Annotated in this window: 19 protein-coding genes and 3 pseudogenes; 14 read left to right on the forward strand and 8 right to left on the reverse strand. The window is 67.2% G+C overall.

The window, feature by feature from the left end; genetic code table 11:
• The first annotated feature begins 76 nt into the window (after positions 1-76).
• The 5 genes and pseudogenes from KME82_RS19140 (at position 77) to KME82_RS19160 (ending at position 6,414) form a co-directional block, all read left to right on the forward strand.
• Positions 77-1,827 (forward strand): annotated as a pseudogene (locus KME82_RS19140) (glutamine--tRNA ligase/YqeY domain fusion protein).
• A 17-nt stretch (positions 1,828-1,844) separates the two neighbouring features.
• Positions 1,845-2,399, forward strand: a complete 555-nt coding sequence (locus KME82_RS19145) for a nucleoside deaminase (RefSeq protein WP_036115615.1) — start codon at positions 1,845-1,847, stop codon at positions 2,397-2,399.
• A 138-nt stretch (positions 2,400-2,537) separates the two neighbouring features.
• Positions 2,538-3,608 carry a 23S rRNA (cytidine(2498)-2'-O)-methyltransferase RlmM gene (gene rlmM / locus KME82_RS19150; protein ID WP_215495437.1) on the forward strand — a complete coding sequence of 357 codons (1,071 nt, stop codon included), beginning with the start codon at positions 2,538-2,540 and terminating at the stop codon, positions 3,606-3,608.
• A 200-nt stretch (positions 3,609-3,808) separates the two neighbouring features.
• A complete protein-coding gene (locus tag KME82_RS19155; RefSeq protein WP_215495438.1) occupies positions 3,809-4,558 on the forward strand; it encodes a hypothetical protein in 750 nt (249 codons plus the stop codon).
• Positions 4,559-5,070: 512 nt separating this feature from the next.
• A complete protein-coding gene (locus tag KME82_RS19160) occupies positions 5,071-6,414 on the forward strand; it encodes an MFS transporter (protein ID WP_215495439.1) in 1,344 nt (447 codons plus the stop codon).
• A 27-nt stretch (positions 6,415-6,441) separates the two neighbouring features.
• Here KME82_RS19160 and KME82_RS19165 read toward each other — a convergent pair whose 3' ends face one another.
• The 3 genes from KME82_RS19165 to KME82_RS19175 form a co-directional block, all read right to left on the reverse strand.
• On the reverse strand, positions 6,442-6,792 hold the full coding sequence (locus tag KME82_RS19165) for a hypothetical protein (RefSeq protein WP_215495440.1): 351 nt from the start codon (positions 6,790-6,792) through the stop codon (positions 6,442-6,444).
• Between the two features lie 175 nt (positions 6,793-6,967).
• Complete coding sequence (locus KME82_RS19170) at positions 6,968-8,167, reverse strand: FAD-dependent oxidoreductase (protein WP_215495441.1); 1,200 nt, start codon at positions 8,165-8,167, stop codon at positions 6,968-6,970.
• A complete protein-coding gene (locus tag KME82_RS19175) occupies positions 8,164-9,525 on the reverse strand; it encodes a 2-octaprenyl-6-methoxyphenyl hydroxylase (protein ID WP_215495442.1) in 1,362 nt (453 codons plus the stop codon). Before KME82_RS19175 ends, KME82_RS19170 begins: the two co-directional genes overlap by 4 nt.
• Before the next feature lie 345 nt (positions 9,526-9,870).
• Here KME82_RS19175 and KME82_RS19180 point away from each other — a divergent pair, with 345 nt between their 5' ends.
• From KME82_RS19180 to KME82_RS19190, 3 genes are read left to right on the forward strand one after another with little or no spacing between them, the layout of a single operon-like run.
• Positions 9,871-10,464 carry a hypothetical protein gene (locus KME82_RS19180; protein ID WP_215495443.1) on the forward strand — a complete coding sequence of 198 codons (594 nt, stop codon included), beginning with the start codon at positions 9,871-9,873 and terminating at the stop codon, positions 10,462-10,464.
• Positions 10,465-10,481: 17 nt separating this feature from the next.
• Positions 10,482-11,036, forward strand: a complete 555-nt coding sequence (locus KME82_RS19185) for a cob(I)yrinic acid a,c-diamide adenosyltransferase (RefSeq protein WP_036115608.1) — start codon at positions 10,482-10,484, stop codon at positions 11,034-11,036.
• A gap of 2 nt (positions 11,037-11,038) precedes the next feature.
• Positions 11,039-11,950 (forward strand): histone deacetylase family protein, encoded by a 912-nt coding sequence (locus KME82_RS19190; RefSeq protein WP_215495444.1) that lies wholly within the window; start codon positions 11,039-11,041, stop codon positions 11,948-11,950.
• A 1,311-nt stretch (positions 11,951-13,261) separates the two neighbouring features.
• Here KME82_RS19190 and msrB read toward each other — a convergent pair.
• Complete coding sequence (msrB, locus tag KME82_RS19195) at positions 13,262-13,738, reverse strand: peptide-methionine (R)-S-oxide reductase MsrB (RefSeq protein ID WP_215495445.1); 477 nt, start codon at positions 13,736-13,738, stop codon at positions 13,262-13,264.
• 141 nt (positions 13,739-13,879) lie between these two features.
• On the opposite strand from msrB, the gene lptD reads away from it, so the two are divergent.
• The 4 genes and pseudogenes from lptD to rsmA all read left to right on the forward strand — a co-directional run bounded on the left by lptD (position 13,880) and on the right by rsmA (position 19,682).
• Complete coding sequence (gene lptD, locus KME82_RS19200; protein ID WP_215495446.1) at positions 13,880-16,435, forward strand: LPS assembly protein LptD; 2,556 nt, start codon at positions 13,880-13,882, stop codon at positions 16,433-16,435.
• Positions 16,432-17,813, forward strand: a pseudogene (locus tag KME82_RS19205) (peptidylprolyl isomerase); the annotation flags it as partial. The gene lptD and the pseudogene KME82_RS19205, both read left to right, overlap by 4 nt.
• Positions 17,805-18,798: pseudogene (pdxA, locus tag KME82_RS19210) on the forward strand (4-hydroxythreonine-4-phosphate dehydrogenase PdxA). The pseudogenes KME82_RS19205 and pdxA, both read left to right, overlap by 9 nt.
• Positions 18,795-19,682, forward strand: a complete 888-nt coding sequence (gene rsmA, locus KME82_RS19215) for a 16S rRNA (adenine(1518)-N(6)/adenine(1519)-N(6))-dimethyltransferase RsmA (protein ID WP_215495448.1) — start codon at positions 18,795-18,797, stop codon at positions 19,680-19,682. Before pdxA ends, rsmA begins: the two are co-directional and overlap by 4 nt.
• Before the next feature lie 119 nt (positions 19,683-19,801).
• Here the strand turns inward: rsmA and KME82_RS19220 are convergent, their stop codons facing one another.
• Both KME82_RS19220 and KME82_RS19225 read right to left on the reverse strand, forming a co-directional pair.
• A complete protein-coding gene (locus tag KME82_RS19220; RefSeq protein WP_215495449.1) occupies positions 19,802-20,179 on the reverse strand; it encodes a hypothetical protein in 378 nt (125 codons plus the stop codon).
• On the reverse strand, positions 20,176-21,120 hold the full coding sequence (locus KME82_RS19225) for a hypothetical protein (protein ID WP_215495450.1): 945 nt from the start codon (positions 21,118-21,120) through the stop codon (positions 20,176-20,178). The genes KME82_RS19220 and KME82_RS19225 overlap by 4 nt, the downstream gene beginning before the upstream one ends.
• Before the next feature lie 190 nt (positions 21,121-21,310).
• Between KME82_RS19225 and apaG the strand changes: the two genes are divergently transcribed.
• The gene (gene apaG / locus KME82_RS19230) at positions 21,311-21,697 is read left to right on the forward strand and encodes a Co2+/Mg2+ efflux protein ApaG (protein ID WP_056112969.1); all 387 of its coding nucleotides are present in this window, start codon (positions 21,311-21,313) and stop codon (positions 21,695-21,697) included.
• A gap of 13 nt (positions 21,698-21,710) precedes the next feature.
• Positions 21,711-22,613, forward strand: coding sequence for a symmetrical bis(5'-nucleosyl)-tetraphosphatase (locus KME82_RS19235; protein ID WP_215495451.1), 903 nt, complete (start codon positions 21,711-21,713; stop codon positions 22,611-22,613).
• A gap of 665 nt (positions 22,614-23,278) precedes the next feature.
• Here KME82_RS19235 and KME82_RS19240 read toward each other — a convergent pair.
• Complete coding sequence (locus KME82_RS19240) at positions 23,279-24,223, reverse strand: DMT family transporter (RefSeq protein WP_215495435.1); 945 nt, start codon at positions 24,221-24,223, stop codon at positions 23,279-23,281.
• 253 nt (positions 24,224-24,476) lie between these two features.
• Positions 24,477-24,758 (reverse strand): DUF2007 domain-containing protein, encoded by a 282-nt coding sequence (locus KME82_RS19245; protein ID WP_215495436.1) that lies wholly within the window; start codon positions 24,756-24,758, stop codon positions 24,477-24,479.
• Positions 24,759-24,789: the final 31 nt, after the last annotated feature.

Genomic DNA, 24,789 nt, shown 5'->3' on the forward strand with positions numbered 1-24,789 from the left:
CGGAATGCCGGCAACGGCTAAACTCCCGGTTCTCCCTTTCCTGTGTCCGCAAAGCATGTCTGCCGATCCCTCCCGCATGGCCCCCGAAATTCCGACCGACACCGCCGCCACGGCCGCGGTCAAGCAGGATTTCGTCCGTCAGATCGTTCGCGACGACCTGGCCAGCGGCAAGCACCAAGCGATCCGCACGCGCTTTCCGCCCGAACCCAACGGCTACCTGCACATCGGCCACGCCAAGGCGATCGCGCTGGACTTCGGCATCGCCGGCGAGTTCGGCGGCCGCTGCAACCTGCGCTTCGACGACACCAACCCGGCCAAGGAAGACCCCGAGTACGTCGCCGCGATCCAGGAAGACGTGCGCTGGCTCGGCTTCGACTGGGCCGAGCTGCGCCACGCCTCGGACTATTTCGAAGTGTTCTACCTGGCCGGCGAGAAGCTGATCCGCCAGGGCGACGCGTTCGTGTGCGACCTCAGCGCCGAGGAAGTACGCGCCTACCGCGGCTCGCTCAACGAGCCGGGCCGCAATTCGCCGTACCGCGACCGCAGCGTCGAGGAAAACCTCGACCTGTACCGGCGCATGCGCGCGGGCGAGTTCGCCGACGGCGCGCGCACCCTGCGCGCCAAGATCGACATGGCCTCGGGCAACATCAACCTGCGCGACCCGGCGCTGTACCGGATCAAGAAGGTCGACCACCAGAACACCGGCGACGCCTGGCCGATCTACCCGATGTACGACTTCGCCCATTCGCTCAGCGATTCGTGCGAAGGCATCACCCATTCGCTGTGCACGCTGGAATTCGAAGACCACCGCCCGCTGTACGACTGGTGCGTGGCCAAGGTCGACCTGCCGAATTCGCCGGAACTGCTCGCGCCGCTGCTGGCCAAGGGTTACCCGAACGAAGCGGCGATCCCGCGCCAGATCGAGTTCTCGCGCGCCAACCTCAACTACACCGTGATGAGCAAGCGCAAGCTCATGGTGCTGGTGCAGGAAGGTCTGGTCGACGGCTGGGACGACCCGCGCATGCCGACCCTGCAGGGCATCCGCCGGCGCGGCTACACCCCCGCCTCGCTGCGCCTGTTCGCCGATCGCCTGGGCGTGAGCAAGCAGAACTCGACCATCGACTACTCGGTGCTCGAAGGCTGCCTGCGCGAAGACCTCGACGCGGCCGCGGCGCGGCGCATGGCGGTGATCGATCCGCTCAAGCTGGTCATCACCAACCTGGACGACGCGCACGAAGAGTCGCTGCTCTTCTCCAACCACCCCAAGGACGAGCGCTTCGGCTCGCGCCAGGTGCCGTTCTCGAACCAGTTGTGGATCGAACGCGAGGATTTCGAGGAAGTGCCGCCGAAGGGCTTCAAGCGCCTGATTCCGGGCGGCGAAGTGCGCCTGCGCGGCGCCGGCATCCTGCGCTGCGATGAAGTGATCAAGAACGACGCGGGCGAGATCGTCGAACTACGCGGCACCCTCGACCCCCAATCGCGTCCCGGCATGGCCGGCGCCGATCGCAAGATCAAGGGCACCATCCACTGGGTCAGCGCGCGCGCCACGCCGTTGAGGCCGAAGTGCGGCTGTACGACCGATTGTTCGACGTGTCCGCGCCCGACGACGACAGCGACGGCAAGACCTACCAGGACCATCTGAATCCGAATTCGCGTCGCTCCGTGACCGGTTACGTCGAGCCGTCCGCGGCCGACGTGGCGCCGGAGCAGGCGCTGCAGTTCGAGCGCGTGGGCTATTTCGTCGCCGATCGCTACGACCACAGCCCGGGCCGGCCGGTGTTCAACCGCAGCGTCACCCTGCGCGACACCTGGGCGTCGAAAGAATGAGCCCGAAGATCCCCAACCTGCTGACCGCCTCGGTCACCCTGGCGCTGCCGAGCTGGATCGACGAAGTGGTCGACCGCAAGCGCGCTTACCTGGGCGACGACGACAAGGTTGCGCTGGCGATCGAACTGTCGCGGCACAACATCGAGCTGGGCACCGGCGGCCCGTTCGGCGCGGCGGTGTTCGACGGCAACGGCCTGGTGGTCGGCGTCGGCGTCAACCGCGTGGTGCCGCAGAACTGCTCGGTCGCCCACGCCGAGATGATGGCCTTCATGTGCGCGCAGGCCGCGGTGAGCGCGTTCCGGCTCAACGAGATCGGGCCGATGACCCTGGCCACCTCGGCCCAGCCGTGCTGCATGTGCTACGGCGCCAGCTTCTGGGCCGGCATCAACAACCTGCTGATCGGTGCGCGCTCGGAAGACGTGATGCGGCTGACCGAATTCGACGAAGGTCCGCTGCCGGCGGACTGGGTCGGCGAACTCGAACGCCGCGGCATCGCGGTGCGTCGCGACCTGCATCGCGACGCGGCCTGCGACGTGCTGCGCCGTTATGGCGAGAGCGGCGTTTCCTACTGATCCCCCGCTTTATGTAGGAGCGGCGCAAGCCGCGACCGCGACCTCTCGCCTGCGTCGTCGCTGTGAGGTCGCGGTCGCGGCTCGCGCCGCTCCTACATTGAGACACCCGCACCTCCGCAACCCATGTGAGTTCCGACGATGACCGAGTCCGCCCTGCTGTGTTGGTGCCGCGCCGGCTTCGAGCCCGAACTCGCCGCCGAATTGAACGAACGCGCCGCGATCGCCGGCCACCCGGGTTATGCGCGCACCCAGCGCAACAGCGGCTACGTCGAATTCATCGTCGAGGACGCCCACGCCCTGTCGCGCGCGCTGCCGTGGTCGCAGCTGATCTTCGCCCGGCAGAAACTGGTGCGCATCGCCGACCTGAGCGATCTCAATCCGGCCGATCGCATCACCCCGATGCTGGCCGCGCTCGATGCGCTCGGCGGCTCGGGCCTGAACGTGTCGATGTTCGGCGAGTTGCTGGTCGAACATCCCGATTCCGACGAAGGCAAGCAGTTGTCCGGCCTGGCGCGCAGCTTCGGCAACGCGCTGCGTCCGGCGCTGCGCAAGGCCGGCTGGCTCAGCAAGACCGACGACGCGCGCCGACCGCGCCTGCATGTCGCCTTCGTTGCCGGCGATCACGCCATGCTCGCGCTGTCCGATCCGCTCGACAGCTCGCCGTGGCCGCTCGGCATTCCGCGCCTGCGCATGCATCCCGACGCGCCGAGCCGCTCGGCGCTCAAGCTCGAAGAAGCGCTGCTGACCTTTCTCGATGCCGACGAGCGCCAACGCCGCGTGCGCGACAACATGCAGGCCGCCGACCTGGGCGCCGCGCCCGGCGGTTGGACCTGGGTGCTGATGCGCAACGGCATGATGGTGACCTCGGTCGACAACGGGCCGCTGAAGCAGGAACTGATCGACAGCGGCCGCGTGGATCATCTGCGCGCCGACGGCTTCACCTGGCAGCCCAGGCGCACCCTGGACTGGATGGTCTGCGACATGGTCGAATCCCCGGCGCGCGTGGCCGAGCGCATGGCGACGTGGTTCCGCGAGAACTGGTGCCGGCAGGCAATCTTCAACCTCAAGCTGCCGATGAAGAAGCGCTGGGAAGAAACCCGCATCTGTCTGGAAGCGTTCGAACACCAGGCCCATCGCCCGCTGATCGTGCGCGCGCGCCAGCTGTATCACGATCGCGAAGAGATCACGGTGTTCGCCACGCCGAAGTAAGCGGCGCTCGCGACGAAAACCTTACATTCGGTTGATCGCGCGTAAACAGTCGCGGCGATGCGCGCGACGCATTGAGCGATCTGCGTCGCATTAGGCGTCGACGCCGCGCGCAGGTTCAGCCTGGGTTGCGAAGATTTACGCGGCCTTGATATTGCGCGGTCTAGCGTCGGGGCGTCCCTCAAACGACGCGAGGCTCCGCCATGCAGCAGCACGCGAAACGCTCGAACCATTCGTTTTCCAAGCGCGCTTTCTCCAAGCGCACCCTCCTCGCCCTAGCGATGCTGACGGCATTGTCCGCCGGCAGCGCGCAGGCGCAGGTGCCGTCCAAGGTCCAGGCGAAGCACGATGCGATCGAGAAGGCCGAAATGGCCGCGGCCGAAGCGCGCGCCGCGCGTCAGGACGCGCAGACCGCACAGGCCGCGGCGCAGGCCGCCGCGGCGACCCGCGATGAAGGCGCATTGACCGCACGCGGTGCTTTGACTGCCGAAGCTACCGCCTACGATGCCAAGCAATCGGCGCTCGATGCCCAAGACGCGGCAATCAAGGCCCGTCGTGCCGCCGAAGCCGCGCGTTCGGCGCAGGCGTCGGCGGTGTCGGGCAACAACCCGACCGGCGCGGCGATCGAAGCGCGCGCGGCGATGAACGATGCGATGACCGCCAGTTCGATCGCCACCGACGCCACCACCACCGCCCAGGCCGCCGCGTCGGCGACCGCGGATGCGGTGCAACACACCGGCGCGGCCACCAACGTGCAGACGATGCCGCGCGCGATGGATGCAACGATCGAGCCGCGCATCGACTTCAGCGCGCTCGACGCCAACCGCGACGGCAGCGTCAGCCGGGTCGAGGCCAGTCTGAGTCCGGCGCTGACCGCCGACTTCGCCACCGCCGACCGCGATGCCGACGGACGTTTGAGTCAGCGCGAACTGGCCGGTTGGGCGCCGCGATAAGCAATGAGTCCCGCGTGACGCATCGAAGCGCGCGCCGGACCAAGTCGACAGGGGCGAGGACGCCTTCGGCAACGAAGGCGTTCTTGTTTGCATGGCACGGATTGGACCGGCCGCATCGCGCCGATATCCGGCATGCGTCCAACCCTCGTGATCAAGCGATATCGGCCTGCGGATAACGCGGCGATCGGATAACTACGTGTCGCGGCTTGCGTCGCTCCTACAGGGAGCCCACGTAGGAGCGGCGCAAGCCGCGACCGCGAATCCACAGACACCCGCGCTTGTTTGATTCACCACGCGCGCCGCCGCCCACATGACCTACCTGTAGGAGCGGCGCAAGCCGCGAGCGCGCCCCCGCAAACACTCGCGCCTACCCGCACAACCCGCGCCCGCTACACCCATTGCGCCCGAGCCGACAGACATCGCCACCGGCGAAAGCACCCCGCTTGCACTCCGCTTGCACCCCGCCCCCATTGCGGCATAGTGCCTTGCCCGCCCCGCCGCCCTCGCCGCCCATGCCCGCAAGCCCCGTCCCGACCGGCTCCGCCTCGATCGAATCCGCTGAGGTCGAACGCGCGCCCGCCCGCCGTCTCGATCGCAAGGACGCACGCACGCTGATGCTGGCCGCGCTCGGCGGCGCGCTGGAGTTCTACGATTTCGTCATCTTCGTCTTCCTGACCGAGACCCTGCGCCACCTGTTCTTCCCGCCCGACATGCCCGGCTGGCTGAGCACGCTGCAGCTCTACGGCATCTTCGCCGCCGGTTATCTGGTGCGGCCGATCGGCGGCATCGTCATGGCCCATTTCGGCGACCGCTCAGGGCGCAAACGCATGTTCACCCTGAGCGTATTGCTGATGGCGCTGCCGACCCTGTGCATCGGCCTGCTGCCGGTGTATGCGCAGATCGGCATCGCCGCGCCGCTGCTGCTGTTGGCGCTGCGTATCGTGCAGGGCATCGCGATCGGCGGCGAAGTGCCGGGCGCCTGGACCTTCGTCGCCGAACACGTCCCGCGCGGCCGGGTCGGTTTCGCCTGCGCCAGCCTGTCGGCCGGGCTCACCGCCGGCATCCTGATCGGTTCGTTGATCTCGACCGCGATCAACACCTGGTTCACCCCCGAGCAAGTGCTCAGCGGCGTGTGGCGCGCGCCGTTCGTGCTCGGCGGCGTGTTCGGTTTCCTCGCGGTATACCTGCGCCGCTGGCTCAGCGAAACGCCGGTGTTCGCGGCGATGCGCGAGCGCCGGCAACTGGTGCGGGAACTGCCGCTCAAGCAAGTGCTGCGCGATCACCTGGGCGGCGTGGTGCTGTCGATGCTGGTGACCTGGCTGCTGACCGCGGCGATCGTGGTGATCATCCTGATGACCCCGACCATCGTGCAGCAGCAGTTCGGCATCGCCCCGGCGCGCGCGTTCTTCGGCAACAGTCTGGCGGCGTTCTGCCTGACCTTGAGCGCGATCGGCGGCGGCCTGCTGGTGGACTGGCTCGGACGCGGGCGCGCGCTGTTGATCGGTTCGGTCGGCGTGCTGGTCAGCAGCTTCGCGCTGTACTACGACCTCAATCACGGCGCCGAGCATTTTCTCGCGCTGTATGCGCTGGCCGGTGTGTTCGTCGGCGTGGTCGGGGTGATCCCGGCGGTGATGGTCGCCGCGTTCCCCGCGCCGGTACGGTTCTCGGGGCTGTCGTTTTCCTACAACGTGGCCTATGCGCTGTTCGGCGCCGCCACCCCGCCGCTGATCAGCGGTTATCTGGCGCCGCACCTGGGCGGCATGGCGCCGGCCTACTACGTGATGGGCGTGGCGTTGGTCGGCATGGCGGTGGCGGTGTATCTGCTCAAAACGCAGCGGCGGTTTCACGAGGACTGAGCATCCGCACCCGCGCAATCGTGCGCGTCAGCAGCTCATGATGAAGACATTGCCGAACACGATCAGGCCCAGCAGCCACACGCCGAGCATCGGCACGCAGGCGGCCAAGGTCCACAGCACCCGCACCGCGGTTCCGCGCACGCGGGTGAAGCGGATCGCGGCGAACGGCGCGGCCAGCCCCAGCAGCACGAACAGGCCCAGCACGGTGAAACCGACGGCCCAGAACAGCGCGTTCTTGTCGGAGGAGCCCGGTGGGCATTGGGTGGTGGCCGCGGCCAGCATCGGGTATGCGGTCGAGGCCGCGATGCTCAGGCGCGCGAACCTGCGCGCGCTGGCCGATCGTGTCCGCCGGTTCGAATCGGGTATCGCTTCATCCATGGGCGTGTTCTCCAATTCCAGTGCGGCCGCTTTTTGTGGGAGGGAGCTTCAGCTCCGATGCTTTTGTTTCCGATCGCCAGTAACTTCACTGAAGAATGCGGCGATCTGAGCCGAAAGCATCGGGGCTGAAGCTCCCTCCCACAAAAGAAATCGGAACTGCGCGGGGTGGGGTGGCTCAAACCCCCGCCGCACGCCGCCAGAAATAATGCGTCAACGGCGGCAGCTTGCCGGCCAGTCCGAGCAACGGTCCGCGCAGCATCGTCGCGGCGAAGTCGTCGTTCGAGAACAGCTTGTTCAAGCCATCGAACCCATACGCCGCCAGCGCGTTCTCGCTGCGGCGTTCGCGCGCCCAGCGTTGCAGGCGCGCGGGCGAGCCGATGTCGAGGCCGCGCTTGCGCGCCTGCGCCAGCGCGCCGCGCAGGCCGGAGATGTCGCGCAGCCCCAGATTGACGCCCTGCCCGGCCAGCGGATGCACCACGTGCGCGGCATCGCCGGCGATGACCACGCGGCCGGCGACATAACGCTCGGCCAACTGGCGCCGCAACGGGAACGCAGCGCGCTCGGATACACCGGTCAAGGCGCCCAGACGTCCGGCGAACGCGCGTCCGAGTTCGTCGAGGAACGCCGCGTCGTCCAGCGTCAACAGCCGCTCGGCTTCGGCATTGGGCAAGGTCCAGACGATCGAACTGCGGCGGTCGCGCGCGCCGGGCTCGCCGACCGCGGGCAGGAACGCCAGCGGCCCGCCCGGCAGAAAACGCTGCCAGCAGGTCGCTTCGTGGCTCAGTTCGCTGTCGACGTAGGCGACCAGCCCGCGCTGGCCGTAATCGTGCGCGGGCGCCTCGATACCGGCCAGTTCGCGCAATCGCGATTGCGCGCCGTCGGCCGCGACCACCAGCCGCGCGCGCAGGCGGCGTCCGCTGGCGAGCACCACGCCGACACCGTCGGCGGCATCGTGCTCGAGGGCTTCGACCGCGTCCGGACAATGCAGATGCACGCCGGCTGCCGGCAAGGCCGACCACAGACGATCGACCAACACGCCGTGCTCGACGATCCAGCCCAACTCGCGCCGGCCGAACGCGTCGGCATCGAAATGCAATTCGCCGCCGCCGGCCGCGTCCCACGCCCGCATCGCGCGATACGGCTGCAGCCGCGCGGCCTGCACCTCGGTCCATACGCCCAGATCGTGCATAAACGCGGCGTTGTCGGGCGCGAACGCGTACACGCGCAGGTCCGGATGTTCGGGCGACCACGGCGCGGGTTCGCGCGCTTCGACCAAGGCCACCTCGAAACCGTCGCGAGCGAACGCCAGCGCCGCCGCTGCGCCAACCACGCCCGCGCCGACCACGACGATGTCCAACGCGTCGCGCCGGCTCATGCGCGGCCTCCGCGCAGCGCCGGCTCACCGCCGCGACACAGCGCCGGCACGTCGCCGCGATAGCCCATCGCGCCGCCGACCAAGAGCGACTGCGCCGTCGGCAGACGATCGAGCGCAAACAACCCCAGGCTGCGCAACGGGCGCATCAACGCGGTTTCGTTAGAGCCCAATCGCGCCAGGCCGTCGGAGAATTCGATGGTGCTGTCGCGATCGGGCTGACGCCGCCGCGCGTAACGCTCGAGCAGATCGGCGCTGCCGCAGTCGGCCTTGTCCGCGCTCGCGGCAAGATCGTGTTCGATCAATTCGGCCAGGGTCATCGCATCGCGCAAGCCCAGGTTGAAACCCTGCGCGCCGATGGGATGGATGGTCTGCGCGGCATTGCCGACCAGCACCGCGCGCGGTGCGACGGTGCGGGCGGCGAGCACGCGGATCGCCGGGTACAGACTGCGCGCGCCGCAGGCCACGAAGCGTCCCGCGCGCCAGCCGAACGCGTCCTGCGCGCGGGCGAGAAACCCCGCTTCGTCGAGCGCGGCCACCGCGGCGGCCTCGTCGTTGGCGACGCCGTGGATGAAACCGTAGTGGCGATCGCCGCGCGGCAACAACGCGGTCGGGCCGTCGTCGCCGAGGCGCTCGTAGGCGGTGCCGTCGGGCGCGCGCTCGCTGCGCACGCGGGTGACGAACAAGGTCTGGCCGTAGTCGTATTCGTCCGCGGCGATGCCCAGCGCGTCGCGCACGCCGCTGCGGGTGCCGTCGGCGGCGACCAGCAGCCGCGCGCGCAGGACGCGTTCGCCCGCGCCATCGGCGACCCGGATCGCACGCCACTCGGAGCCCGCGCCGGCACCAGCGCCTACGCCGCGTCGAGAGGCGTCATCGCCGTCGCGTGCTTGGGTTTGATCTAGCGAGCCGGCATCACGCGTGCAGGTTTCGTCGGCCAGACCGACGAACCGCACCGGCCGGTAGCGATGCAGGCGCGGCAGTTCGGCCAAGCGCGCTTCCAGCGCTTCGCCGAAATCGCGCGCCACCACGATGCGGCCGAATTCCTCGCGACCGTAGCGTTGCGCGTCGAGCACCGTGCGACCGAAATCGCCGCGCCGACTGATGTGGATGCGCCGGATCGAACCGGTCGGCGCGCGCAGCTTGGCCATCACACCGAGCGCATTGAGCGCGTTGAGGGTGGCTTCGGCGAAGCTGAGGTTGCGTTCGTCGAACACCGCCGGCAATGCGCCGGGCGGCGCGGCTTCGATCAGGCCCACATCCAGGCCGAGCCGGTCCAGGGCGATCGCGAGACTGGCCCCGACCAGGCCGCCACCGACGATCAGGACGTCGTGACTGGCGTGCGGCGCGGGGGTGGAAGGCATCTGCGGCTTTGCATCTGAAGTCATGCGTTCATGATACGACCGCGTCCGTGCAGCGTCTGTTCGGATCGGGGTGGATGCGGGCGCCACATCGTCGCGGCGCGGCGGCGGAACCAGCCGCGTCGGGCCTGAAAGGCCCTCCCACCAAAGGATCGCAGCTTCACGCGCCTGGAACCCACGAAGTCTTTTGTGGGAGGGCTTTCAAGCCCGACGCCTTTCTCTCAGACTTGTCGAATCAATCACTTAGCGCCCCACCTGCGCCCCCGCCCCAACCAAACCGGCACTTTCCCCGCAGGTTCCTTAGAATGTGCGGATCGACGCGCCAGTCCGGCGTCAGGAGCCCTGGCCATGAAGCCGAACACCCAACGCACCCTCATCCTCGCCCTGCTCGCCGTGCTGATGATCGGCACCCGCGTCAATCACTGGACGCCGATTCCGGATGCGTCGTGGGCGGTGTTCTTCATCGGCGGCTTCTACCTGCGCAACTGGACCCGCTGGGCGTTCCCGCTGCTGATGGTGCTGGCGGTGGCGATCGACTACGCGGTGATCACCGGCCAGGGCATGAGCTTCTGGCAGCACTACTGCGTGTCGGCGGCGTACTGGTTCCTGGTGCCGGCGTACTTCGCGATGTGGGCCGGCGGCCTGTGGGTCGCGCGCAATTACTCGCGCAGCTGGCGCACGCTCGGCCTGACCGCGGTCGCGCTGCTCGCGTCGGTCGCGCTGTGCCAGCTGCTGAGCCAGGGCAGCTTCTACTGGCTGTCGGACTCGGTCGCCAACAAGTCGGTCGCCGGCTGGGCCGCGAATTATTTCGAATGGCTGCTGCCGTACCTGCGCACCACCGCGACCTACGTCGGCATCGCCACGCTGGTCCAGGCGATCGCCGCCGGCGCGAGCAAGACCGACGCGCTGCCGGGCCGTTCCGACGACGCGCGCAAGCGCTGATCGGGCGGCGCGGATCGATGGGCAACCGTCTTTCGAAAATCTATACCCGCACCGGCGACGACGGCAGCACCGGCCTGGGCGACGGCAGCCGCACCGGCAAGGATTCGGCGCGCGTCGATGCCTACGGCACGGTCGACGAAGCCAATTCGACCATCGGCCTGGTGCTGGCGAGCGAGTTGCCGCAGCTGGTGCGCGATCAACTGGTCGCGATCCAGCACCAGATGTTCGACCTCGGCGCCGAGCTGTGTATCCCCGGCCATGCGGCGATCTTCGATGCCGACATCGATCGGCTGGAACAGTGGCTCGACGGCCATAACGAAGACCTGCCGCCGCTGAAGGAATTCATCCTGCCGGCCGGCGGCGAAGCCGCGGCGCGCTGCCACATCGCGCGCACCGTGGTGCGCCGCGCCGAACGCGAGACCGTCGCGCTGTCGCGGCAGGAAAGCATCCGGCCCGAAGCGGTGCGCTATCTCAATCGCCTGTCCGACCTGCTGTTCGTGCTCGCCCGCGTGCTCGCACGCGCGAGCGGCCACGGCGAGGTCACCTGGAACCACGAACGCCGCAAGGGCTGACCGTGCGCATCTACACGCATCCGGCTTGCACCCGTCACGATCCCGGCCCGGGTCATGCCGAGCGGCCGTTGCGTCTGGTCGCGGTCACCGAAGCATTGCGCGAAGCCTTCCCGGATCTGGATTGGCGCGAAGCGCCCGCCGCCAGCCGCGGCCAGCTGCTGCGCGCGCACACCGACGAACTGCTGGCGCTGGTGCTCGACACCGCGCTCGACGGCCCGATGCACCTGGACCCCGACACCGTGCTCGCGCCCGGCTCGGCCGAAGCCGCGCTGCGCGCGGCCGGCGCCGGCGTGGCCGCGGTCGACGCGGTGCTCAAGGGCGAAACCCGGCGCGTGTTCTGCGCGGTGCGCCCGCCCGGCCATCACGCCACCTTCGAGGTGGCGATGGGCTTCTGCCTGTTCAACAACATCGCCGTAGCCGCCGCGCACGCCTGCGAGAAGCACGGCCTGTCGCGGGTGGCGGTGATCGATTTCGACGTGCATCACGGCAACGGCACCCAGGCGATCTTCGACAGCGACGCGCGAGTGATGTACGTCAGCTCGCACCAGATGCCGCTGTACCCGGACACCGGTTCGGTGCATGAGCGCGGCGTGGGCAATATCGTCAACGCCCCGCTCGCGCCCGGCACCGGCAGCGACGGCTTCCGCCGCGTATGGCGCGAACGCCTGCTGCCGACGATCGATTCGTTCCGCCCGCAGCTGGTGCTGATCTCGGCCGGTTTCGATGCGCACAAGCGCGATCCGCTGGCGCAGGTGGAACTCGAGGGCGAGGACTTCGCCTGGATCACCCGCGAACTGGTGGCGATCGCCGATCGGCATGCCTTGGGTCGGGTGGTATCGATGCTGGAAGGCGGCTACGACCTGGCGGCGTTGCGCGAGAGCGCGGTGGCGCATGTGGGTGCGTTGATGGCCTGAGTGCGGTTTGCGCTCGGGCGGCTCGCGAATTGCGCGAGCAGGTTCTCAACCTTTCCTGATTGAGGCCGTCGGTTGAGCGATTGCGCGCATACGCGAGCAAAGCCGCTTCGCCTTCGCCTTCGCCTTCCCCTTTGCCTTTGCCTTTGATCTTGAGCTTTTGGCCCGGCGCGGCTTGTAACTCGCGATGCAAAAGCAGGCCCGAAGGGCGGCACGCATGGATGCGTGCCGTAGGCCACCCAGGACATGGATGTCCTGTGTGGCCTACCCCCGCGTATGCATCGATCTTGCGGGCTCTTGATTCGAAACAGGAACGCCTTTTTCTTTGGTGACTTTCTTTTGTGGCTCTGGACAAAAGAAAGTTACCCGCCGCTTTAGTGGCGGAAGCTTTTGATCTTGCTTGCAGCTCCTAAAAGGCTTCATAGCTTTGAAGCCGTGGAGCCTTTGAAGCCACAAAGGCAAGATCAACGGCTTTCGTCCGCAAGCGGCCGAGTTACTTTCTTTTGTCTAAAGCAACAAAAGAAAGGTAACCAAAGAAAAATGCTTTTCTTTGAATCAAGTGCCCGCAAGTGCGGTGCTGACGCAGGCATGCGCCACACGGGACATCCATGTCCCGGTGGCGCGCGACGCGCATCCATGCGCGTCGCCCTCCGGGTGTGCTTTTGTTCTCGCGAGTTACAAGCGTCGCAGCGCTGGCTGGACTGCGCGGCATCAGGCTCAAGCCGAAGCTGCCTGGCCTTCCTGTAGGAGCGACGCAAGTCGCGACCGCGGGACCGCAACTACGGCGCAGCTTGCGAGGTTGTCGTGATGGCGCGGTCGCGGCTCGCGCCGCTCCTACAGGGAGGCCATGCGGATTGCGATCCGCTCATGCGCGATCGGCGCAATGACCACTGCGCAGGTCTTGCAAGGGCGGCCTATGGCAGCCCAAGTCACTACCGCCATCGGGCGGCCACCCGCGCAGCGCTGGATGGACTGCGCGGCATCAGGCTCAAGCCGAAGCTGCCTGGCCTTCCTGTAGGAGCGACGCGAGTCGCGACCGCGGGACCGCACCTACGACGCAGCTTGCGAGGTTGTCGTGATGGCGCGGTCGCGGCTCGCGCCGCTCCTACAGGTAGGCGATGCCGGTGGCGATCCGCTCATGCACGATCGGCGCAATGACCGCTGCGCAGGTCTTGCAAGAGCGGCCTATGGCGGGCCCAAGCCACGACCGCCCTCGAGCGGCCACCCGCGCAGCGCAGCACACCCGCCCGCGAAGCCGCCGGCAGCCAAGCGCAGCGCAGGACTCATCAATCGGCACTCACCACCGACCGCCAATCACCCACCCGAAGCCTTGCCCTCACCCGTCCCTTCGAACCCCAACGACGCCGAGTTGATGCAGTACCGCAACCCGGTCGGCTTGGGACCATCCGGAAACAAGTGCCCCAGGTGCGAGTCGCAACGCGCACATTTGACCTCGATCCGGCGCATACCGTGACTCTCGTCGGCATGCTCGCTGACCGCTCCAGGTGCCAACGGCTGCCAGTAGCTCGGCCAACCGCTGCCCGAGTCGTACTTGGCGTCCGAGGAGAACAAAGGCTCGCCGCAGGCCACGCAGGTGTAGGTGCCGGCCTCCTTGTGGTTCCAGAACTTGCCGGTGAAGGCCCGCTCGGTGGCCGAGCAACGGCAGACCGCGTATTGCTCTGGCGACAATTGCTCGCGCCATTCAGCTTCACTCTTGGCGACCACGGTGGCCTGCGGTTCGGCCGCGGCGGGGGCGGACGGGTCCCGGTTCGGGTGGGGGTGCTGGCTCATGACGTCCTCCTGGGTAGGCAAGCGGATCGATACGGCGTTCGCGGAAGATGAACGCCGAAGCCCGATAGATGGCGCTCGCGTTGCCCGCTTGCAAGGGATACGGCAAGCTAACGGCCGTTTTTCCGTCTGCCGGATGCTCGCGTGCGCAAACCCTTTCGCCTGCTCCCGTTATCGTTGTGCATCGCCATCGCCCTGCCCGCTTACGCGGCGGACGACAACGAGAATTGGGGGCTGTGCCCGCTGATCGACGCGGTGCCGTCCTTCGACGACGCCCCCGCGCCCACCGGCACCGCCGACCAGCGCGCCGCCCAGCCGACCGACATCGACGGCGGCACCCTGCAGCGCGGCAGCGACGAGCAGAACATCGTGGTCCAGGACAACGTCCGGCTCAGCCGCGGCGACCAGTTCCTGGGCACCGACAAGCTCAGCTACAACCAGGAGTCGGGCAAGTACACGGCCGAAGGCCACGTGCGCTACCAGGACTCGAGCATGCGCATGGTCGCCGAGCACGCCGAGGGCGACCAGAACGCCGACCAGCACCGCATCGACGACGTCGAATACCAGCTGACCTCGCGTCGCGGCAACGGCGGCGCCGAGCAGATCGAATTGAACGGCGCCAAGGGCGCCCTGCACGGTTCGACCTACTCGACCTGCGCGCCCAACCAGCGCGCCTGGGAACTGCGCGCGCACCGCATCGACCTGGACACCGAGAGGGGCATGGGCGTGGCGCGCAACGCGACCTTGCGCATCGGCAAGATCCCGGTGCTGTACGTGCCGTGGTTCATGTTCCCGATCGACGACCAGCGCCGCACCGGCCTGCTGTATCCGAACATCGGCCTGTCGGGCAAGAACGGTTTCGACTGGCGCCAGCCGATCTACCTCAACCTGGCGCCGAACTACGACGCCACCTTGTTCCCGCGCTACATGAGCAAGCGCGGCGTGGCGATGGGCGGCGAGTTCCGCTGGCTGTACGAGCGCGGCTCCGGCGAGGTCTCGGCCAACTGGATGCCCAACGACGACCTGCCCGGCAACGATCGCGGCCGCTACACCGACTACCGCCGCAACGACCCCAACGGCCTGTTCGAGATTCCGAAGGACCGCCTGCCGGAGAAGAACCGCGGCGAGTTCGCGCTCAAGACCCAGCACCGCCTGGACGGCGCCTGGTACGCCGGCGCCAACCTGGCCTGGGTCAGCGACAAGTACTACCTGCAGGACTTCAGCAACAGCCTGTACGGCCAGTCGGCGATCTCGCTGCGCAGCGAAATCGGCCTGTACGGCCGCGGCCGCTACTGGGACGCGAGCATCATCGCCGACCACAACCAGCTGGCCGACTTCACCTTGCAGGAAAACTCGCTGGCCTACGACCGCCTGCCGCGCGCGACCTTCCACTGGGCCCAGCCCTGGGGCAAGTGGGTCGAGACCGGCCTGGACACCGAGGCGGTGCGCTTCCAGCACGAGGACATGAAGTTCACCCCGGGCGATCCGGCCGCGCCGGTCGGCCTGCGCCGCGAGATCCCCGGCGGCAGCCGTTTCGACATCAAGCCCTATGTGAGCTTCCCGCTGGAAGGCTCGGCCTGGTTCATCCGGCCCAAGCTGGCCTGGCGCTATACCGCGTACGAGCTCGACGGCGACCTCGCCCAGCAGCTCGCGGTCAGCCAGGCCGCGGCCTTCGCCACCGACAACAACGTGCCCAACACGCCCGAGCTGGTGCGCAGCTTCTACGACAAGTCGCCCAGCCGCAGCCTGCCGATCACCTCGATCGACGCGGGCATGTACTTCGACCGCGAGACCGAAATCCGCGGCGAAAACTACCTGCACACCCTGGAGCCGCGGGTGTTCTACCTGCGCGCGCCGTACCGCGACCAGGGCGGCATCCCGCTGTTCGACACCAACCCGATGTCGTTCAGCTGGGGCGCGCTGTTCCGCGACAACCGCTACTCCGGCGCCGATCGCCAGACCGACGCCAACCAGCTGACCACCGCGCTGACCACCCGCCTGATCAATTCCGAGGACGGCCGCGAGCGCCTGGCGGCGAGCATCGGCCAGATCCAGTACTTCGACGACATCCGCGTGGTCGCCGGCGCCGAAACCCCGATCAAGCAGGGCAAGTCGGCCTGGGTCGCCGACGTCAGCGTCTCGCCGAGCGACCGCTGGACGATCAACGCCACCTACCAGTGGGACCCGCGCCTGCGCAGCGAGGACCTGGCCACCCTGCGCGCGCGCTATCTGTTCGGCGACGCCGGCGTGGTCAACTTCGCCTACCGCTACCGCCGCAACCTGTCGGTGCCGCCGACCGCGCCGCGCGACCAGCGCGATCAGTTCGAGCAGGCCGACTTCTCGTTCCTGTACCCGATCAACAACAACTGGAGCATGGTCGGCCGCTACTACTACTCGATCAAGGACAAGCGTCCGCTCGAGCAGATCGCCGGCGTGCAGTGGGAAAGCTGCTGCCTGGCGGTGCGCCTGATCGCCCGCCGCTACCAGCGCAATCGTTCCGAAGACCTCAACAGCTCGCTTCAGGTGGAGTTCGAGCTCAAGGGCCTAGGCTCCGCCGGCCAGAACACGGAGCGCGTTTTGCGCCGTGCTATTCTCGGCTATAACCGCGACGACCTGTATCTGGCGCCGCCGTCCCCCACGGTCAGCCGCCAGAACAGCGGCAACGACGCCGACGACTCGACCCTCGACCCGACCCTATGACCAAACTTTTCGCGAGTCCGTTGCTCGCCGGCCTGATTGCCGGTGGCCTGCTGTTCGGCGGGGCCGTCCACGCCCAGGACGTGCAGCCGATCGATCGTATCGCCGCCGTCGTCGACGAAGACGTGATCCTCAAGACCGAGCTCGATCGCGCGGTCGCCAACATCCTGACCCAGTACGCCGGCCGCAGCGAGCAGTTGCCGCCGCGCGACGTGCTGGAAAAGCAGGTGCTCGAGCGCCTGATCCTGCTCAAGATCCAGGTCGCCCAGGCCCAGGGCACCGGCGTGCGCGTGACCGATCAGGAAATCGATCAGGCCATCGGCGGCATCGCCCAATCCAACAAGATCAGCGTCGAACAGCTGCGCCAGCAGCTGACCCGCGACGGCAGCAGCTACACCGATTTCCGCGCCTCGATCCGCGACGAACTGCTGGTCCAGCGCCTGCGCCAGCGTTTCGCCCAGACCCGGGTCACGGTCAGCGACGCCGAAGTCGACGCCGCGCTGTCCGCGCAGGCCAACACCGGCACCCAGTACCACCTCGCCCACATCCTCGTGGCCCTGCCCGAGGGCGCGACCGCCGAGCAGATCGCGACCGCGCAGAAGAAGGTCGACGGCGTCAAGGCGCTGATCGACAAGGGCGAGATGGACTTCAACGCCGCCGCCGTGCGCTATTCCGACAGCCCCAACGCGCTGGAAGGCGGCGACCTGGGCTGGCGCAACGCCGACGAAATCCCGGCCGCGTTCAGCGACCTGATGAAGCAGATGAAGCCGGGCCAGATCACCGCCCCGATGCGCGGCCCGAGCGGCTTCCAGTTGCTCAAGCTGGTCGAAGTCCGCGACGCCTCGAAATCGGCGCCGCAGATGGTCACCCAGTACCACGCCCGCCACATCCTGGTCCGGGTCAGCGACCAGGTCAGCGAAGCGCAGGCCAAGGCCAAGGCCGAGACCCTGCGCGCGCGCATCGCCGGCGGCGCCAAGTTCGAGGACGTGGTCAAGGAAAGCTCCGAAGACCTCGGCACCCAGAGCAAGGGCGGCGACCTGGGCTGGTTCATGAAGGACGAATTCGGCCCCGAGTTCGGCGGCGCCGTCACCGGCCTGGCCGACAACGAAGTCTCGCAGCCGATCCACACCAGCGCCGGCTACCACATCGTCCAGCGCCTGGGCACGCGCGAGAGCGACGTCGCCGACCAGAGCAAGCGCGCCCAGGTCCAGGAGACCATCGGCCGCCGCAAGCTGGAAGAAGAGTGGAACCGCTTCCTGCGCGAGAAGCGCGGCGAAGCCTACGTGGACTTCCGCGTCGGCAAGGGTTCGGAGGGCAACCAGCCCGGCACCCGAGACCACCCTGCCGACCGCCAAGCCCGCCGGCAGCTGACGTGACCCCGCCCCGGCTCGCGCTGGTGCCGGGCGAGCCGGCGGCGTCGGGCCGGAGCTGTGCGTGCGGCTGCTGCAACGGCCGCGCGATTACGATCTGGTCGGCTTCGCCGATCCGCGCAGCCTGCGCGCCGCGGCCGACGCGCTCGGCCTGCCCCTGACCCTGCTGCCGCGCCCGATCGCCCCTCGCGGGCGCCCGGCGAACTGGCCCTGGTCGAAATTCCCAACCCGGTCCACCCGGCCTTCGGCACGCCCGAGCCGGCCAACGCCGCGGCGGTGATCCAGGCCCTGCTCGACAGCGCCCAGGGCTGCCTGGACGGCCGTTTCGACGGCGTGGTCACCGGTCCCGTCCACAAGGCCGTGATCAACGCCGGCGGCATCGCCTACACCGGCACCACCGAACTGCTGGCGCAGCAGGCCGGGCGCGAGGTGGTGATGATGCTGGCCAACGACATCGTCCGCGTCGCGCTGGCCACCACCCACCTGCCGCTGCGCGCGGTCGCCGACGCGATCGAGCCCGGCGCGCTGAGCCGCACCTTGCGCACCGTCGACGCCGCCCTGCGCCGCGATTTCGGCATCGCCCGGCCGCGCATCGCCGTGCTCGGCCTGAACCCGCATGCCGGCGAAGCCGGGCACCTGGGCATGGAAGAGATCGAAGTGATCGAACCGGTCATGGCCGCGCTGCGCGCCGAAGGCCTGGACCTGATCGGCCCGCTGCCGGCCGACACCGCCTTCCTGCCGGCCAAGCTGCAAGGCTTCGACGCGGTCCTGGCGATGTACCACGACCAGGGCCTGCCGGTGCTCAAATACAGCGGCTTCGAGCGCGCGGTGAACCTGACCCTGGGCCTGCCCTACCCGCGCGTCGCGGTCGATCACGGCACCGCGCTGGACCTCGCCGGGCGCGGCCTGGCCGACCCGTCCAGCCTGATCGCCGCCGCCGACACCTGCGCGCGCATCGCGCGCACCCGCCGCAACCTGCCCGGAGGCACGCCATGACCGGCACCGCCAAGAGCCACGGAAAGGGCTTCAAGCCCGAAACCAAAGCATCATCCAAAGGCTTTTTCGCCGAGGCGAAAAAGCACCTGGGCCAGCACTTCCTGCACGACCAGGGCATCATCTCGATGATCGTGCAGGCCGTGGACCCCAAGCCCGGCGACCGCCTGGTCGAGATCGGCCCGGGCCAGGGCGCGATCACCTTCCCGCTGCTGGACCGCCACGGCGAACTGACCGTGATCGAGTTCGACCGCGACCTGATCTTCCCGCTCAGCGAAGGCGCGCGCGCCCACGGCACCCTGGAAGTGATCCACCGCGACGTGCTGACCGTGGATTTCAGCGCGCTCGCCAACGAAAGCCCGATCCGCCTGGTCGGCAACCTGCCCTACAACCTGTCCTCGCCGATCCTGTTCCATGCCCTGGACCACGCCGGCTCGATCGTCGACATGCACTTCATGCTGCAAAAGGAAGTGGTCGACCGCATGGCCGCCGGCCCCGGCAGCAAGGTCTATGGCCGGCTCAGCGTCATGCTGCAGGCGTATTGCCAGGTGATCGCGCTGTTCGACGTGCCGCCCGGCGCATTCCGTCCGCCGCCGAAGGTCGATTCGGCGGTGGTGCGGATGATCCCGCACCCGCCCGCGAAGATCGGCATCGACGACCGCGCGCTGTTCGCGCGCGTGGTCCGCGACGCCTTCGGCCAACGCCGCAAGACCCTGCGCAACGCCCTGTCGCGCATCTGCGAAGGCGCCGCGATCGAAGCCGCCGGCCTGCGCCCGGATGCGCGCGCCGAGCAGATCGACGTCGCCGATTTCGTGGCCCTGGCCAATTGGCTCAAGGCCAATGCGCAGGTTGAGGCCGATACCGGAACGACCAACGATCCGGATTAAGCGAGTGATCCGGATCGTTGACCGGGCACAGAGATAGCAGCCGGCCAAGCCGAAAAATCAGCGGCGCAACAAGTCAGTTTTTGTTTCCACTGAACATAATGCCGTCTGGTGTCGCCGAATCAGCGGGGCAAACACACCACATGGGCGCCGCAACCGCCAACGGGTCCCCTCTGAGACCCAGGAATAGGCGTGGCGCCCAAAGAGGAAACTCTACTGTTGATGGACGCCCGTTCGGATGAGCCATCTTCCCAGACCATGGTAAATTCCGACCCGACCGGCAGACTGCTTTGCCCGGAAATCTGTCTATAACGAACCGCCGCCTGCGAGAGACCGGCTGTTCGAATTTCAGCTTCCGACGCAATGCTGGTGCCCAGCACATTGGACAGATTTCCATAATTCTCGTCGCTCGCGCGAATAATGATCGCAGCGGCCAGAACGACGCCGCTGATAAACAACAGCCCTCCAAACCACGCAGACTTTCCAATCATTCCTTTCATTTTTGCCTTCCATAACTGACTAATTGACCGGCCAACTGCCTTGCCTTCTCAAACTCCGCGGGCGGCAGCAACTCCCGTCGATAGAGGTCTTGGACAGTGCTCGACCTGCAACCCAGGCCGACGCTCACGCAGACAGTGCTCAAATACGAGCCCTGCACACCGCAGTTACGTCCCAGGTCGCAAGCAGCTAGCTGCCACGCAGCTTCAGCGCGAGTGCTGCCGGCAGGAAACGGCGCGAGATCGCTGGTGCGCGACGCCGCAACATCTCCCATCAGTTCAGCCATGGCTGCCACGGCTTCAGGGTCCTTCGATGCGAGTATCCGTCTGGCCAGGTCCGCTTGTTCTTTCGCGCCGTAGGCCGCCTCGCCCGCTACCATGCGATGGCGGAACTGCTCGGCAATCGCGGCCAGATTTCCTTGCGAAGCCGCCTTGTCCCTCATGGCCTCGACTTGCGTCAACTTCAGCGCATCGCCGTTGAAACCCGCGCAGCGCTGTGCCACGCGCGCAAAAGCCAGGGCAGTTCCCTCTCGGGCTTGTTGATCGGCTTCCAGTTTCAGCCTGTGCTCTTGATCGCGCTGAAAAGACGCCAGTCCGTTGAGTGCGACGATGAAACACTCTTCGTAAGCTTTGCCGATCAGCCGCGTTGCCGTTCCGTCGCCTCCGGCCGAAGCGGCCTGCAATTGATCCACCAACGCTCGCAAGTCTTCGCTGGCGTCAAATCTCGATTGATGGGCCATATTGACCGTAACAGGGGCAGTTGAACCCGATGGGCCCAAGCCGATTGCCTCCACTCGGGCCGGTTGCGACGACCGATTAGTCGCTGACTGTACTGATTCGGCTTTTCCCTCTTCGCTGCTCGCCCGGTCTTCAAGGCGATAGATCGCAAGGCCGCCTACCGTCACCACCAGCGTTAAAAATAGAAATAGAAAGCGACCGGACATTCGACGATTTCCGCGATTTTCTCAATGCGGACATCGTGCCCGACTGGGATTTCAAGTCAATATTCGAGTTTCAACACTTAATTTCCAATCGAGCATCACGCGAAATGCACATGGTCCCGCCCTGAATATCGGTGCGGCCATCTCGGTCACAGCCGTTCCCGTCGTCGCTCCATATGCTTAAACTGCCGCCATGGAACCGCAACGCCACGACTACGCCTTCGACATCGATGTCGCGACCCGCTACTTGGACGACCAGTCCGAGCCGGAGCAGGATCGCTATGTCTTTGCCTACACCATCCACATCCGCAACGCCGGCAAGATTCCCGCGCGCCTGATCTCGCGCCACTGGGTGATCACCGACGCCAACGGCAAGGTGCAGGAAGTGCGCGGCGACGGCGTGGTCGGCGAACAGCCCTGGCTGCGGCCGGGCGACGATTACGAATACACCTCGGGCGCCGTGCTCGAAACCAGCCTGGGGACGATGGAAGGCAGCTACGCGATGGTGGCCGACGACGGCACCCAGTTCGAAGCGCCGGTGCCGACGTTCACCCTCACCATTCCGCGCACCCTGCACTGAGCGCGGACGACACATGACTGTTTGGGCAATAGGCGACCTGCAAGGCTGCTACGACGCGACCCAGCGCCTGCTGGAACGCATCAAGTTCGATCCGGCGCAGGATCGGCTGTGGTTCTGCGGCGATCTGGTCAACCGCGGCGGGCAATCGCTGGAAACGCTGCGGCTGGTGCATTCGCTGCGCGAGTACAGCACCACCGTGCTCGGCAACCACGACCTGTCGCTGCTGGCGATCGGCGAGCGCACCGAGGAAGAGAAGCGCAAGGTCAATCCCGACCTGCAGCGCATCGTCCTGGCCGAGGACGGCCCGGCCCTGCTCGACTGGCTGCGCCTGCAGAAACTGGTGCATGTCGACCGCAAGCTCGGCTGGATGATGGTGCATGCCGGCCTCGCGCCGAAGTGGACCACCGCGATGGCCGAGCGGCACGCGCGCGAAGTCGAAGAGCGTCTGCACAGCGATCAGTACAAGCGCCTGCTCAAGAACATGTACGGCGATCGCCCGGCCTGGAATCCGAAACTCGCCGGCATCGACCGCCACCGCGCGATCATCAACATCTTCACCCGCCTGCGTTACTGCACGCCGCGCGGGCGCATCGCGTTCGAGGACAAGGGCAGCCCCGGCACCCAGCCGGTCGGCCTGTACCCGTGGTACGAAGTGCCCGGCCGCGCCGAGCGCGATCTCAAGATCGTGTGCGGGCATTGGTCGACCTTGGGCTTGTTCATCGGCCACGGCGTGCATGCGATCGACACCGGCGCGGTGTGGGGCGGCAAGCTCACCGCGCTGCAGCTCGACACCGACGAAGAGCGGCGGAAGCCGCGACTGCGCGATGGCGCACACGTCGCGACCTGCGCCGTAGTCGCTGTGGCGCTGTCGCGGCTCGCGCCGCTCCTACAGGTGGGCCATGCGGCTTTCTCCTGATGTCAGATTTCATTCCCAGCGCTGCGAGGCATGTAGCTCGCGTTGACAAACGCACACCCGGAGGGCGACGCGCATGGATGCGCGTCGCGCGCCACCGGGACAAGGATGTCCCGTGTGGCGCGTGCCCGCGTAAGCACCGCACTTGCGGGCACTTGATTCAAAGAAAAGCGTTTTTCTTTGGTTACCTTTCTTTTGTCGCTTTTGACAAAAGAAAGTAACTTGGCCGCTTGCGGACGAAAGCCGTTGATCTTGCCTTTGGCTTCATAAGCTCTAGAGCTTCAAAGCTTTGAAGCCTTTAGAGCTGCAAGCAGGATCAAAAGCTTCCGCCACTAAAGCGGCGGGTCACTTTCTTTTGTCTAAAGCGACAAAAGAAAGGTAACCAAAGAAAAACGCTTTTCTTTGAATCAAGTGCCCGCACGATCGGTGCAGACGCAGGCATGCGCCACACGGGACATCCTGTCCCGGTGGCGCACGGCGCACATCCCTGTGCGCCGCCCTCCGGGTGTGCTTTTGTTCTCGCGAGTTAGGTGCCTCGCAGCGCTGGATGAACTGCACGGCTTCGGGCTCAAGCCGCATGGCCTACCTGTAGGAGCGGCGCGAGCCGCGACCGCGGGAATACGGCTACAGCGCAGGTCGCGATGCGATCGTCATGGAACACCCGCGACTCAACTACCGTCGCCAACCCGCCGCACCGAAAACAATGGCTGATCCCCACGCGCCAACCCAAGAAAAATACCCGCCAACGACAAGCCAATGCCGACCAACTCGATCGCCCCGAGCGACTTATGGAACAGCAAAACATCCCAGACATAAGCCAGCAACGGCTGCAACAACAGACACAGACCAACCACCCCCGCCGGCAACTTCGGCATCGCCCGGCCGATCACCAACCACCCAAGCACCTGCGCGATCCCCGCATACGCCGTCAGGATCAACCAATCGTGCGCACTCGCCGGCAGCAGCGTCTCGCCGCCGAACGGCACGCTGACCCCGAGCATCGCCGCGCAGCCCAGACACAACCACCACTGCAAGGCCTCGTTAGGCGTCGACCCACGCCGCGCCTGCGCCGCGCGGAACGCCAGCAGGAAACCGCCGTAGGCCAAAGCCGCGGCCAGGCCGAACGCCACGCCCAGGCGGAAACGCGCGTCCATGCTTTCCCAGCCCGGCGCGAGCAACAGCCCCAGGCCGATCAGGCCCATGCTCAAACCGACCCACAACCGCCAGCCCGCCCGTTCGCCGAGAAACAAGGCGCCGACGCCGGCCAGCACGAACACCTGGAAATTCGCCAGCAGCGTCGACAGACCCACGCCGACGTACAGGATGCTGCGATGCCACAGCCACAGGTCCAGCGCCATGAACGCCGCGCCGAGCATGACCAGGCCGAGCACCCGGCCGTCCGGGCGCCAGTGACGCATGCGGCCGCGCCGCCACGGCTGGCCGAGCAACACCAGCAGGATCACCGCCGCCAGCGCCATGCGCCAGAACGCCGACGCGGCCGGGCCGATCTCGACCCATTTGACGAACACCGCCGAACTGCTGATGACGCTGGCGCCCAGCAACATTTGCAGCAGCGGCGTACGCGAGGGATGAGTGGGAGCGGCGGCGTTCATGCGCGCCTCCGCAGTCGGGACAGATCACTGGCCAATCGCATGTCGAAGACTCCGGTCGTCCCCGCCCACAGCCATCGCCGCGGACGGGTGGCGCCGCCGCGGCGACCGGCAGCGGGCCGGTCGCGCCGCGGGCGGCGCATCGAATAAGAAAGCGGTGGGATGCGGTTCGGCCCGTGGACGCGAACCGCCGGCGCCGCGAGAGCGCCGTGGCCTGTGGCTCAGGCGCGCGACCGAAGTACGCGCGACCGCGGCATCAAGCCGGCAGCCAGCCCGTTGGCGGCAGGCCGCCGATCGGGTCCGGCTCGTCGGCGACCTCGGGCGGCGGATCGCCCAGCGACAAGGCGTCGACCACCTCGCGCGCCTGCGGCCAGGCAGCTTCGGGCACGCACACCTGCACCGCGCCGAACACCGGCAGCTCGCCCATCCCGCCCAGCAGGGCTTCGCCGCGCAGGAACACCGGAATCCCGGCGTCCTCCAGCGCATGCCGGACCAGGTGAGCATCGATCAGATGGGCGGCTTCGTAGACGACTTTCATCGTCCTTCCTTCGGCGCAGGGCCTTGCGGGG

The organism is Lysobacter capsici, assembly GCF_018732085.1.
Lineage (GTDB): Bacteria > Pseudomonadota > Gammaproteobacteria > Xanthomonadales > Xanthomonadaceae > Lysobacter > Lysobacter capsici_A.